At 56.5% G+C, this 13,114-nt stretch carries 12 protein-coding genes; 5 read left to right on the top strand and 7 right to left on the bottom strand.

What is annotated here, in order from left to right; translation table 11 throughout:
• Positions 1–107: 107 nt before the first annotated feature.
• From VFE46_06725 to VFE46_06715, 3 genes are read right to left on the bottom strand one after another with little or no spacing between them, the layout of a single operon-like run.
• On the bottom strand, positions 108–848 hold the full coding sequence (locus VFE46_06725; protein HZZ27686.1) for a PH domain-containing protein: 741 nt from the start codon (positions 846–848) through the stop codon (positions 108–110).
• 48 nt (positions 849–896) lie between these two features.
• Positions 897–1,367: a hypothetical protein gene (locus VFE46_06720; GenBank protein ID HZZ27685.1), complete on the bottom strand. Its 471-nt coding sequence runs from the start codon at positions 1,365–1,367 to the stop codon at positions 897–899.
• The gene (locus VFE46_06715) at positions 1,364–1,633 is read right to left on the bottom strand and encodes a UPF0175 family protein (protein ID HZZ27684.1); all 270 of its coding nucleotides are present in this window, start codon (positions 1,631–1,633) and stop codon (positions 1,364–1,366) included. Before VFE46_06715 ends, VFE46_06720 begins: the two co-directional genes overlap by 4 nt.
• A 297-nt stretch (positions 1,634–1,930) precedes the next feature.
• Here VFE46_06715 and VFE46_06710 point away from each other — a divergent pair, with 297 nt between their 5' ends.
• Together VFE46_06710 and VFE46_06705 are read left to right on the top strand one after the other, a co-directional pair.
• Positions 1,931–2,911, top strand: coding sequence for a PEP-CTERM sorting domain-containing protein (locus VFE46_06710; GenBank protein ID HZZ27683.1), 981 nt, complete (start codon positions 1,931–1,933; stop codon positions 2,909–2,911).
• Positions 2,912–2,916: 5 nt separating this feature from the next.
• Positions 2,917–3,939 (top strand): NADP-dependent oxidoreductase, encoded by a 1,023-nt coding sequence (locus VFE46_06705; GenBank protein ID HZZ27682.1) that lies wholly within the window; start codon positions 2,917–2,919, stop codon positions 3,937–3,939.
• A gap of 308 nt (positions 3,940–4,247) precedes the next feature.
• On the opposite strand, the gene VFE46_06700 is transcribed toward VFE46_06705, so the two are convergent.
• Positions 4,248–5,081 (bottom strand): hypothetical protein, encoded by an 834-nt coding sequence (locus tag VFE46_06700; protein HZZ27681.1) that lies wholly within the window; start codon positions 5,079–5,081, stop codon positions 4,248–4,250.
• A gap of 20 nt (positions 5,082–5,101) precedes the next feature.
• Positions 5,102–6,775 (bottom strand): energy-dependent translational throttle protein EttA, encoded by a 1,674-nt coding sequence (gene ettA, locus VFE46_06695; protein ID HZZ27680.1) that lies wholly within the window; start codon positions 6,773–6,775, stop codon positions 5,102–5,104.
• Between the two features lie 386 nt (positions 6,776–7,161).
• Here ettA and VFE46_06690 point away from each other — a divergent pair, with 386 nt between their 5' ends.
• The gene (locus VFE46_06690) at positions 7,162–7,572 is read left to right on the top strand and encodes a PilZ domain-containing protein (protein HZZ27679.1); all 411 of its coding nucleotides are present in this window, start codon (positions 7,162–7,164) and stop codon (positions 7,570–7,572) included.
• A 42-nt stretch (positions 7,573–7,614) separates the two neighbouring features.
• On the opposite strand, the gene VFE46_06685 is transcribed toward VFE46_06690, so the two are convergent.
• Together VFE46_06685 and VFE46_06680 are read right to left on the bottom strand one after the other, a co-directional pair.
• A complete protein-coding gene (locus tag VFE46_06685; protein HZZ27678.1) occupies positions 7,615–10,152 on the bottom strand; it encodes an alpha-L-arabinofuranosidase C-terminal domain-containing protein in 2,538 nt (845 codons plus the stop codon).
• A gap of 131 nt (positions 10,153–10,283) precedes the next feature.
• On the bottom strand, positions 10,284–10,442 hold the full coding sequence (locus VFE46_06680) for a hypothetical protein (GenBank protein ID HZZ27677.1): 159 nt from the start codon (positions 10,440–10,442) through the stop codon (positions 10,284–10,286).
• Between VFE46_06680 and VFE46_06675 the strand changes: the two genes are divergently transcribed.
• Positions 10,441–11,430, top strand: coding sequence for a sugar-binding protein (locus tag VFE46_06675; protein ID HZZ27676.1), 990 nt, complete (start codon positions 10,441–10,443; stop codon positions 11,428–11,430). The genes VFE46_06680 and VFE46_06675 overlap by 2 nt on opposite strands.
• A gap of 64 nt (positions 11,431–11,494) precedes the next feature.
• Positions 11,495–13,069, top strand: a complete 1,575-nt coding sequence (locus VFE46_06670; protein HZZ27675.1) for a sugar ABC transporter ATP-binding protein — start codon at positions 11,495–11,497, stop codon at positions 13,067–13,069.
• The last annotated feature ends 45 nt before the right edge of the window (positions 13,070–13,114 follow it).

Raw genomic sequence — 13,114 nt, 5'->3', positions numbered from 1 at the left:
GCCGTTAGTACCCAGCGTGTCGGCCAAAGTCACCGGCGGCCCAACGGACATAGCAAAGACAAAAGCTCGCCCGGCAACTTTGCCGAATGCGCCGCTTAATCCAGCGACTAGCTGACCGTGTTCGTCAGATCGATGTCGCGGGTGCCGGTCGTCCGGCGCGATTCCATGACGAAGGTCCGCAATTGCTCTTTCACGTCTTGCGGATGACGGACGCCGACCAAATGAATGGCCTGGGCATCTTTGTCGCTGGAAATGGCTTGCACGTGGCCGATGCCGGCCATGCGCTGCAAAAAAGTTTGCTCGACCGATAAATCGCGAATGCGAAACAGCTCGATTTCCACCACTCTGCGGCTGACCAGTCCGGCGGTAATTTTCAAACGCTGCGTAGTCAGGCTGTAATGAATCGATTTGATGCGAACGAGCGACGAGAATGCGAACAGCACCGGCAACACCAGCCCGGCAAAAAACCAAGGATGTACCAGCACTCCCGCAGCGATCAGCACGGCAGCGAACAAAAAGCACCAGGCATAAACTTTGAAGCCGATCCATTGCGATGGATTTGCTTGCCATACTTGGCGCTCCCCGCCAACTCCCGCGGCGCCGGTTGGCAAAGCGCCAATTCCTGGGCCGGCGGTTACCACTTCGCCAGTTGCAGTAGCGGCCGGCGCGGGATCGAGAACCGGCGCACCCTGGTTTTCCGGCTGCCGCGCCAGCGCCGGATCAGCAAGTTCCGCCACCGGCGCCGGAATTTGGAACCGGCCATGGCAAGCGGTGCACGCCGCCATCCGGCCGGCATCTTCCGGCGGAGCGTTAAATAGCTTTCCGCAGTAGGGGCATTTGATTTCCATGATGTGTATGCTTTTTGACGAGCGGGTTACCTGCAAGTTGAGAACGGTTCAGGACGTGGTATCCCGAAGGATATCGTCGATGAGATCCGTGGGGCCACGAAATGTAGTTTGACGGAGCGCGGAAATAGCATCGGAGAAAGAAAGTAATTGCTGTTCAGCGGCCATCTTGATGACGCCCAATGTCCCGATACCGTGTAATCCAAGCTCTTTGGCGACAACGGTACCAGCTCGTTCATCAATGAGAATTAAGTCTGCTTTAATTTCTTGGGCTAAAGAGATCGCATCGGATTCGCCGGCCCCGAGATTGCCAATCATGCCTTTCGAAGTTGGCGAGCGCAATTCCAACCAGGCCGGCGGATGCATCGCCCAATCGCGAACAACGGTCGGCGCATTAATATGCAGCAACTCTTGCAGGACCACACGCGGCACGAGAACCTGACCGAAAAGTTGTGGCAGTATATCAATCTGCCCGATCAACACCAAATAATTCAGCGGCGAAGTATCCGAGACAACAATCATTTGTCGAGCAGCTTCCGCAGCGTCGCCATTTGCGCTTCGAATTCAGCGGGAGTGATCAGGTCTTCCGTAACGTTGTGCCGCTTGAGCACACCGTCGACTTCCAGGCGCGTAATGCCAAGGGCGGTGGCGACTTGGTGCTGAGTGAGTTGGCCCTGGCGGTACAGTTCCACCAGCGCCGCTTCCTTGGCAGCGGCAGAAAGATCGCCAAGCTGGGCGCGAAGCTGTTGCTCGATGCTTTCGGGCAGGTTAAAACTAACGGTGGCCATGAGATGGGCTCCTGAGGTTAGTTTAACACAAAATCGTCCGGACTGAATGGTTTTAGAGTGCGACTGCCGGCTTGTCCAGCAGTGAATTCGGGGACTCGAATCTCGTTGCAAATGGCCGGCGTGGTTAGTAGAATGCTCCTTAAATTGCGTTGTTTGGTTAAATTGTTTCGTTAAATTGCCAAGCAATTGTAGTTCGGATCGCAGAGGTAGCAGAGGTGTCCGACCGCGCCCAGTGCATGGTGCGGACGAGTAGATTTTCAACAGTAGAAGATACATCTGAATCAGGGGTGCTGGCTAATGAAATCCAACCTGCAGGCGCTGATGGTCGTGGCGGTAATTGCAACGGCTCAATTTATTCCGGCGTGCGCGCGGGGCGCAAGTTTGTATGTAACGCTGCAAAACCCGGGCGAGGTTGTCGCGGTCGATGAGGCCACGGGAAATTTAACGCCGGTGATTACCAGCGGATTGAACTTTCCGCGCGGCATTGCCGTGAATAATGCCAACGGCGATTTTTTTGTGGCCGATTACACGAATATCGAGAATAACCCCGGCTCGCCTGACGTGCTGACAATCGATCATTATTCCTCGGGGGGCGCGCTGCTGAATTCGTTTCCCGCCGGACCGGCTTTGGGATTTGGCGGATCTCTGGCATTTGGCCCTAACGGAAACGTGTATGTAGCGGGCGTTACCGTTGCTGACAACGGCGGTTTGGCTGGAGGCCAAATTCGAGAGTATACGCCCGGGGGGATTTTCGTGGCAGAGTCGGTAAGCGATGCGAATAACATCCCGTTTCAAATGACGTTCGACTCAGCCGGCAACTTATTTGAGAATGATGCAGCGGATGGCAAAATATTCAAGTTTGCGGGTGCGAATTTGCTTTCGCCCAGCGTGTTTACAACTACGCCCGGACATTCGCCGGACGGCATTGCCGTGGCCAGCGACGGCACCGTTTTTGTTGGCTTCTACCTGGGGGGCACCAATGTGTATGACTCTTTGGGAACGTTGACTGGCCAACCGACGCCGAGCGTTGGCGGAGAGGCCGACGTGCTGGGCAGCGACGGCTTTTTGTATGCGTTGAGTCCGCAATCGATTTACCGGTTGAACGGCACGACGGGACAATGGCAGGCCCCCTTTTCTCCCATAAACAATTCTGGCGTGCCCGCCGCCGAATGGATGGCGGAGTTTAACCCGGTGCCGGAGCCGGCGAGTTTGGCACTGCTGGGCCTGGGCGGTTTAGCGCTGCTTGGGTTGGCACGCCGAGCGCGCGTCGTCGCCTAACAGCGATGAAAGCATTTGTACTGGCACATTACGGCGGACCGAAGGGGATGCAGTTTCGCGAAGTGCCGCGCCCGCAGCCGCAACCGGGCGAAGTGCTGGTGCGCGTGCATTCGGCGGGCTTGAACCCGGTCGATTATAAATTCCGCCAGGGAATGTTGTGGCCGATCTATCGACCGAAGCTGCCGGTGGTGATGGGCAACGAATTGGCCGGCACAGTCGTGGAACTGGGCGCAGGAGCGCGGCGGTTTGCCCTGGGCGAGCGGATTTTTGTGCGCGGCCATAAAGCGGAGCTGGGTGCGTTAGCAGAGTTTGCCACGGCGCCGGAAGAGTTGGCGGCGAAAGTGCCGGAGCAGCTCGATTTTGATGCAGCCGGCGGAGTGCCGCTGGCGGGTCTGACTGCTTTGCAAGTGCTGCGCGACGAACTGCACGTGCAGCCGGGAATGCGGCTCTTAATAACCGGCGGCACCGGCGGCGTGGGAATGTTTGCCATTCAATTGGCGAAATGGATGGGAGCGGAGGTCAGCGTCACCTGCTCCGCCGCGGGACGCGTGCTGGCGGAATCGCTGGGGGCCGACCGGGTGATCGATTATCAGCACGAGCCGATCGAGCAGGCGGTGCACAATGTTGACGGCGTTTTTGATTTGGTCGGCCACGCGACGCTCAAGCACTGTTTTGGCGTGGTGAAGCCGGGCGGAAAAATTGTCTCGATTGCCGGCACGCCGGAACCGACGACCGCCCAGCGCGACCTTGAGTCCCGGTTCGGTTTGCAAGCGCTGTTTTGGGTCGCAAGTTTTCGCTTGCGGCGACTGGCGCGACAGCACGGCGCGCAGTATCGCTATTACTTCATGCACGGCAGCGGAAGCGATTTAACCGAACTGGCCGGGCTCATCGCTGCCGGCAAGCTGCGCGTGGTGGTCGATCGCATATTCCCCTTCGACCAAATCGCCGACGCCTTTGCCTATTTGGAGCAAGGCCACGCGAAGGGAAAAGTGATTGTGCGGATGGAAGACGGAGCGGTTAGCGATTAGTGGGGAATGGGGAATGCGGAGTGGGGAATGGGGAGTGGGGAATGCGAAATGCGGAATGGGAAGTAGAGAGTTCACCACGGGGCCGCGAGTGGGTGCCACTGCTGGCTTGTCCAGCAGTGGTTCAAGTTGATAACAGCTTGTAGATTGCCTCCGCGTGCAAGCTAGTTTCAGGCCTCGTCCAATTTGCTGACTCAACTGGTGATTTGTCGAGAATCTCTTGGCACCTGAAAATCGACGGCTATTCTCATTTTCTTTGGCTTGGAGACCGTATTCACTGCTGGACAAGCCAGCAGTGGCACCCGTGCGCTTTACGGATTTTTAATGACGGTTATATTTCCTGTGAATTCTCTTCTCGCCATACGCGTGTATAAATAAATCTGACAACTGTGCACGCCTGCAATTTTACCAGTTTGTCGACTGACTCGGAAAGTTAGCCTTGACCAACCTTCAGGGTATATCCGAGCGATATTTGGTAGGACGGCTAATTTTTCTCCGAAGGAAAACTCGGCAGTTTCTATTCCATCAGGGAATGTGAGACCTGCGGGAATTACAAGTCCCACAGAAAAGTCGCTGTCGTTTACTATCGGCAGAGGATTGTGAATGTCGATCGATATTTCGATAGTCTGCCCGAACAATGGGTAATCTTTGATTTGATCGATCTGTAGCCAAAAACCGTCAGTTATTTCGTCACCTTTATGGAACAACTCGAGTCCCGAGTCCACCTTCGATAATCTTTCCAATGGATGTTCAATGCACCAACGAAGTTTTTTATCGAGTTCTTCACGAAGCTTTGTAATTTGTCTCTCGTAGATTATGTGCGGATAATCTTTAAGATCAAATGGAATGTCCTCGCTTCGTTGAGTCAACATAATCATGCGTTTCTTATCCAAGCCGTGAGCATAGCCGACTTCATAGAAGACGTTCGGGTTACGACCGGTCATGTCAGCGACGACAATGTCTGCCTTTGCAATCTGATTGTAAATTCGGTCAAGTATTCGGCCATCAAAGACCTGTTCGTCGACTCTTTCACAATATGCACCGAGCGATTCGCAGACTTGTTTAATACCCAACTGATAGACGTCGTTAAATGCAGCGTCAAACGGCATTAGCACGAAAACGAATGGTTTTGGCTGAGATGGCATTGCACTGATCCTGTGCGGTTCTAGTGCACCAGCTTCTTGTATTTAAACCGATGCGGTTGGTCGGCTTCCATGCCCATGCGGCGTTTGCGTTCTTCTTCGTAGGCGGCGAAGTTGCCGTCGCAGATGTAGACGTAGCCGTCGCCTTCGAAGGAAATAATGTGCGTGGCAATGCGGTCTAAGAACCAACGGTCGTGGCTGATGACCACCACGCAGCCGGCGAAATTCACAATCGCTTCTTCGAGTGCCCGCAGGGTATCGACATCCAAATCGTTCGTCGGCTCATCCAGTAGCAGCAGATTGCAGCCGCGGCGAAGCAGCTTGGCCAGGTGCACGCGGTTGCGCTCCCCGCCGGAGAGATCGCCCACTTTTTTTTGCTGATCGGGGCCGGTGAAATTGAAGCGGGCCAGGTAAGCGCGGGAGTTGATTTTGCGGCCTCCCATTTCCAACAGATCGGTGCCGCCGGAAATTTCTTGGTACACCGTGTTGTCGGCCTTCAGGGCATCACGATTTTGATCGACGTAGCCCAGCTCCACGCTGTCGCCGATTTTGACTTCCCCCTTGTCGGGCTGTTCCTCGCCGGTGATGAGGCGGAACAACGTGGTTTTGCCCGCTCCGTTGGGACCGATGACGCCGACAATTCCGCCCGGCGGCAGGCGGAAGCTGAGGTTATCCATCAGCAGATTGTCGCCGTAGCCTTTGTTGACGTTTTTCATTTCCACCACCAGCGAGCCGAGGTGCTTGCCCGGCGGAATTTGGATTTCGAATTCCTGCTCGCGCTCCTCGAAGCGTTCCTTGGAAAGTTGCTCGTAGGCGCTTAAGCGGGCTTTGCTTTTGGCTTGCCGGGCGCGGGGGGCGAGGCGAATCCATTCCAGTTCGCGCTGCAAAGTTTTTTGGCGGGCCGTGGCCTGTTTTTCTTCCACGGCCAGGCGGGCCTGCTTTTGCTCCAGCCAGGAGGAGTAGTTGCCTTCCCAGGGAATGCCGCGGCCACGATCGAGCTCCAAAATCCATTTGGCGACGTTATCTAAAAAATAGCGATCATGCGTGACGGCGACGACCGTGCCGGTGTACTCTGCCAGATGCCGCTCCAGCCACTGCACGCTTTCGGCATCGAGGTGATTGGTGGGCTCGTCGAGCAACAAGAGATCTGGCTTTTCCAGCAGAATTTTGCACAGGGCCACTCGGCGCCGCTCGCCGCCGGAAAGCTTGGTGACATCGGCATCGCCCGGCGGCAGGTTGACGGCATCCATGGCAATTTCGATTTGGCGGTCCAGCTCCCAAACGTTGTGCAGATCGATTTGATCTTGCACCTTGGCTTGCTCGGCCAGGAGCTTTTCCATTTCGTCCGGCTCCATCGGCTCGCCCAGGCAGGCGTTGATTTCGTCGAAGCGAGTGAGAATGGCGCGGAGGTGAGCCACCGCTTCATCGACATTGCCCTGCACGGTTTTGGCGGGGTTGAGCTGCGGCTCCTGCGACAAGTAACCGACGGTGTAGCCCTCGGCCAGCCGGGCTTCGCCGTCAAAGTTTTTATCCTGGCCCGCCATGATCCGCAGCAGCGTGCTTTTGCCGGCCCCGTTTTTACCCAGCACGCCGATTTTTGCGCCGGGGTAGAAAGAAAGCCAAATGTTTTTGAGCACTTCCTTGGGGCCGTGTTTTTTTGTGAGGTCGGCGACGGTATAGATGTATTTTTCGGACATGGGGAGGATAGTGGTCGGTGGTTGGTGGTCAGGGTTTAGTGGGCCTGGTGGCTAGTGGCTAGTGGCTAGCGATGAGCAGCAGGCACAAGACACCAGACACCAGGCACTCGACCTAGACACAAGGCCCGTTTCGGATAAATGGATTCTACCGCTGCGGGTTTCCGCATGTCGCGGGGGGAGGCGGGGCGGCGGCTCGCTTTCGGCGGGGCATAACCTCCAATTAAGAGGAGCAATTCTGCGTGAAAACAGCGCCGCTGAACAGGCGTGCCGTTCCAAAATTGCTCCGCGCCGCTGAAATTCAGCCGCCACAATCGGGGCTGCAGGCGGCAAGCCGTTACGCCGTAGTGAAAATGATCGAAGGTGCAAAATTATAGAGGGGCCTGGCCATGAGCAAGCTTTTGAATGGCGAATCGACCACGGTTCTAGCAAAAACCGAGTGCGCGCCGCCGGAGCAAGTCGTGAATTTTATTCGCCGGGTGATTCGGGAAGAAAAGTTTTACGAAGGGATGGAACGCCGGAAGAATTTGCGCTATCCCATCACCATTCCTGTGAAAGCCACGCCGCTGGACGATCGATGTCACCCGGCGGGAGAGCCGTTTTTGGGGGTGACGCGAGATATTTCGATCGGCGGATTGTGCTTGTACCACCTGGCGCCGATCGAGACCCATTTTTTGCAATTGGAGCTGGCCACCAATTCCGGTTCGGGGGCCAGCCTGCAAGTGCTGTTGCAAGTGGTGCGCTGCCTCCAGACGGGCCCGCTGTTTGAAATTGCCGGGCGGTTTGTCGGCAGCGAGTAAGTGGCGGCAAGCTGCGCGGCCCTTTACTGTGTTGTTGTCCGCTTACTGGGTTTTTACCCGCAGCACGTTGACCGAATGCGCGGGGAACTCCTGTGTAAAGCTGGCGGCGGCGTGGTCGAGGCTCGATTTTTTTGGTACGACTTTGGTCGGATGGTCGATGCTGTTCACATCGCCCGGCGAGCCGGAAAGTGTTTCCAGCGATGCTTGGGAGACCACGTTTTTGGCGCCCTGGAAATTTAATTTGGCCGAACAAGGCTCGGCGGAAATATTCACCAGCTTCAAGATGACATCGCCGCTGGCATCGTCACGGCTGGCGGTGGCGAATAAGTTGGTGGGCGGGGCCGGCGGCGGCTGCGTGCCTTCGGAAACCAACTTGTCGTCCAGGTAGCACTTGATGTTGCGGCCTTTCACTTCCATCTTGATGTTGTACCAGCGGTTGGGTTCCACCATGACCTGCGCATGAGGGCTGATTTCAGAACTGGCGCCGTCTTCAATGGCTTCCAGCGCGGAGGAAGTGTTGTTCCAGCCGCCTATGTTCCACCAGACGTAGTTGTCGTTGTCGGCGGCGTGAACCATGATGAGGAAACCTTCGCGGCCGGAGATTTTGCGGGCCTGCAAGGTCAAGGTGTAATCGGTCCAGGAACTGTCGCCGGTGACCGAGCGGCAATTTTCGCGGATGGCGGTTTGGCGATACGCGCCGTCGTTGACTGACCAATTGCTGCCGCGCGTGGGGCGCCAGCCCTCGGCGCTGTTGGAAAAATCTGATTCGTACAGCGTTTTGTCGTCGGAGCCGACAACTTTAATATCTTTGAACTCCGACGAAGTGTTCCAGGTGGCCACGCCGACGGCGCCGTGCGGCTCCGGCGGAGTCATGTCGGGCTTGGCAGCCGTGGAAATTTCCACGGGCAGCACCGTGTCACCGCGGTTCTGACTGAACATGACTTGCGCGTAATAAGACGGCGAGCCGTAACTGGAAAGCGCATTGTAACCGATTAAATCGGTGGGCCACTGCATCGAAGCGCCGCGCCGATCATCGGGTGGCGGGGTCAACTGGCTGACATTCACAAACAGCGGCGCGTAAGCGGCGATGACAACCAAATCGGAATTGCGTTCCATGCCGGTCATCCAGGCGGAATCGCCCAACGCGGCGTTCATGTTGGGCGTGGGATTGCCTTCGCGGGTGGCCCACTCGCCGACGAAAATTTTTGGCCCGGTGCGGGAAATGCGACTGGCATCGTAGTGATGCGCGTCGTGCTCCATGGCCTTGGCGGAGCGATAAAAGTGATCGTCCACCACATCTGGCTTGCGGTTATGCACCGGCGTGGTGGCGATAATTTGCAACTGCGGGTATTTAGCTTTAATGGCGTCATAAAAAGCGGCGAAGCGTTCTTCGTAGGTTCGGCCGCCGCCGCCGAGATTATCTTCATTCCCAACCTCCACGTAGGTTAGCTTAAACGGCGCCGGATGGCCGTGGGAGGCCCGTTTGGAGCCCCAAAACGTGGAGGCATCGCCCGTGACGTATTCAATTTCGTCCAGGGCGTCTTGCACGAACGGCTTGAGCTCTTCGCCCGTGGCCACGTAGCGGCCCTGGAGACAGAATCCGGCGAATACGGCCAGCACCGGTTGCATGTGCAGGTCTTCGCACCAATCTAAAAACTCCAACAGGCCCATGCCGTCGGACGAGCGGTAGTTCCAGGGGCTCATGTGCCCGGGGCGATCTTCCAGCGGGCCGACGGTAATTTTCCAGTTGTAGCGGTTGGCAAAATCGTTCCCTTCCACGTAATTGCCGCCGGGGAAGCGCAAAAACGCCGGATGCATTTCCTGGAGCAAATTCATCAGGTCGATGCGGTTGCCATCCGCCCGGTCATGAAACGTCGGCGGAAACAGCGATACCAGGCTGAACCAAATTGTGCCGGGGTTAGCGCCGGAAATGACGAAGCGATTTTTGGACGATTCGGCCACGTCGCCGGTTTTCAGCGTGGCATCATACCGTTTCCAATCCGTCGTGATTTGCGACACCGTGGTAGTGGCGGCGATTTTGCCGTCGCTGTTTTCCAAATCGACCGTCAGTGGGCCTTTGAAGTCGGAATTTGCTTTGGCGTAGAACGAAGCGCGATAAGTTGTGTTCGGCTTGACCGGAATGCCCCAGTAGCCATCGTTGGCAACGCCGACGCGTCCGCCCTCGCCAACTTTAGAAATTTCCAACCGCAAGCTTTTGGTTAAGGCGGTGGTATTGAGCGGATCTTTCGAATCCAATTCGATTTTGCCTTCCGCGCCCTCGCTTTGCACGACCGACCAATGCACGGGCGTGTCGCGATCTTTGAAAGCGCGGTTGCGGATCAGCTCCGCATACAGGCCGCCGTCGTAACTGTAATTGATTTCCTCGGTCATCAGGCCATACAACATCGGACTGATTTTCACGCCTGGTTGATCGACCTTGACGGTGATCTTAGCTTCGTCGGCGGCGCGGGCCGGCACGCCCGACAGATCGAACAATAAACCCAACGCCGCCGCAAACCCTAAAAGCGTCGTGGGAACCCAAGCCAATCGTCGTGCGCGCGAAATCGCTAGAATTGTCATTGCATTCCTCAAATTGTGCTTACAGGAAGCGAGGGACTGAGTTGCAAAACCACCCGAACATGGTTCCCCGAATCTTATGCAACCGGCCAAAAGATTGGCTTTATCGTAGCTTGCGGCCACGACCACAGCAATCAGTACCCGGCGCGTTTGCGTCGGAATCTACCGAGCGCCCGAACCATGCGGCGGTCGCTGGACAGGCCGCTGGCGACAAGATAATCTACAAGTCTCTGCTGGCGCTTTTCCAACACCGCAGCGGACACATCATCCAACTTTTCAGGGGGAGCTGACATGAGGGTTATTCACGGCCGGTTGCTGTTTACTTTGGCGGCGCTGGCACTGTTGGCCGGCGGCTGCAATTCAGAATCGAATGCGTCCAAAAGCGGCACGGCCAACTCGGCGGATAAAAAACTTACGCTGGCCTTCGTAACGAACAACGCCGCGCCGTTTTGGAAAATCGCCGAAGCCGGCTGCCGCGACGCGGAAAAGGAATTGGGCAACGTAACGGTCGACGTGCGTTTTCCATCCACCGGAGATACCGCCGCCCAACAGCAAATTTTGAACGACCTGGTCAGCGCCGGCGTGAACGGCATTACCGTGAGCCCCATCGATCCGCCGAATCAAACCGACTTTCTGAATAACATTGCCGCGCAAACCCTGCTCACTTGCGTCGACAGCGATGCGGCGGAGAGCAAGCGCGTGTGTTACATCGGCACCGATAACTTCGCCGCCGGCGTGGAAGCCGGAAAGCTCATCAAGGAAGTGCTTCCCAACGGCGGAAAGCTGGTCATGTTTGTGGGCTACCTCGACGCGCAAAACGCCAAGGACCGCATGGGAGGCATCAAGAAGGAATTGGAAGGCTCGAAAGTGCAAATTCTGGAAGTGCGCACCGACGATGGAGATCATACGCGGGCACTGAAAAACGCCGAAGATATTTTGGTGAAAAATCCGGACATCGACTGCCTGGTGGGCCTGTACAGTTATAACGGCCCAGCCATTTTGAGCGCGGTGCGCGAGGCCAACAAGAACGGCAAAGTGAAAATTGTTTGCTTTGACGAAGACGACGCCACGCTGGAAGGTGTAGCCACGGGCGATATTTACGGCACCGTGGTGCAGCAGCCGTATGAATTCGGCAAGCAGGCAATCACCAAAATGTCCAAATATCTGCGCGGCGATAAAGATGCTTTGGCCGGCGGCAAGCAATACATTGCCACGCAGGATATTAAAAAGGATAACGTGGCCGATTTTCAGGCGAAGCTGAAAGCAATCATTGGCAAGTAAATACTTGGCAGCTACATACTAGGCAGCGCTGGATTGCTAAGCCGCAAGCGGAGTCGGCGATTCCATGGTGCAAATATCCCATGCCGGCGCGGAAGGCGCTGTTGCCGAAAGCCCTGCCCCGCTGCTTTCCATGCGGGGCATTTCCAAGCGTTTTCCAGGCGTGGTGGCGCTGGATCAAGTCAGCCTCGACGTCAACCCCAGCGAAATTGTTGCGCTGTGCGGCGAAAACGGGGCTGGCAAAAGCACCCTGATGAAAATTCTTGGCGGCGTGCATCAGCCCGATGCTGGAGAAATTCAACTCGCCGGTCAAACGGTTTGCATCAACAGCGTGAACGATGCCATGCGGCTGGGCGTGGCCTTCATTCACCAAGAGCTGAACGTGCTCGACAACCTGGATGTGGCGGCCAACATTTTTTTGGGGCGCGAGCCGCGCTGGGGTGGCCCGCTGCAACTGATCGATCGCCGCCGCATTCACGCCGACGCCGCCCCGCTGATGAATCGCTTGGGGTTGCAAGTTTCCACTTCCACGCGGCTCAACCGCCTGCCGATTGCCCAGCAGCAAATGGTGGAAATTGCCAAAGCGCTGTCGCTGAACGCCCGGCTAATCATTATGGACGAGCCCACTTCGTCGCTCACGCTGCAAGAGACCGATCGGCTGTTGGAGCTGGTTGTGGAGTTGCGCAAGCAACGTGTGAGCGTGGTGTATATTTCGCACCGGCTGGCGGAGGTGAATCGAATTGCCGACCGGGTGGTGGTGCTGCGCGACGGGAAGAACGCCGGGCAGCTGGGCCACGGGGAAATCAGCCACGACCGGATTGTGAATTTGATGGTCGGCCGCGAAATCAAGAATTTTTATGTTGAATCGCACGCCCAAAAAACGCCCGGCTATTTGCAGGTTCGCAAGGCCAGGTCCGGCCGGTATCCCAAGCAAAGCGTGTCATTCGATGCGGCCCAAGGAGAAATCTTAGGCATCGCCGGGCTGGTTGGCGCGGGCAGGTCGGAAATTGCGCAGGCCATGGTGGGGCTGGATCGCCAAGGTCGTGCGGAAGTTTCGATTGCCGGCCGGCGGCTGCAAATTCGCAGGCCGAAAGATGCTATTTCGCACGGCATTTACTTGGTGCCGGAAGACCGCCGCGGCACAGGGTTAGTGACAGCGATGAGTGTGCGCGAGAATATCACGCTGGCTTCGCTGGATAATTTCTCTTCCATGCTTCTCATTAACCGGCAGCGCGAACGCAAAACCACGCAAGAACAAATTGAATCGCTCAAAATCAAAACGCCCGGCCCGGAAGCGCTGGTGATGAATTTAAGCGGCGGCAATCAGCAAAAAGTGGTGCTGGGAAAATGGCTGTGCATGAGTCCCAAGGTGATGATATTGGACGAGCCTACCCGCGGCATCGACGTGGGAGCCAAGGCGGAAATTTATCGGCTGATGCGGGCTTTGGCCGACCAAGGCGCGGTGATTTTGATGATTTCCAGCGACATGGAAGAAATTTTGCACGTCAGCGACCGGGTGGCCGTGATGCACGAAGGACAAATTACCGGGGTGCTTGCGCGGGCCGATTGCAACGAGCAAAACATTATGCAGTTGGCGGTCGGCCGCAGTGTGGCCGGCGCGCAGCCGGCATTTGCAAATTGAAATTGATTTTGAAAATTTCCGATTGCCCTGGAAGCACCATCGATC

It is taken from the genome of Pirellulales bacterium, from assembly GCA_035656635.1.
Lineage (GTDB): Bacteria > Planctomycetota > Planctomycetia > Pirellulales > JADZDJ01 > DATJYL01.
The sequence above is the reverse complement of the archived record's forward strand: the minus strand, read 5'-3'. Positions and strand labels throughout refer to the sequence as shown.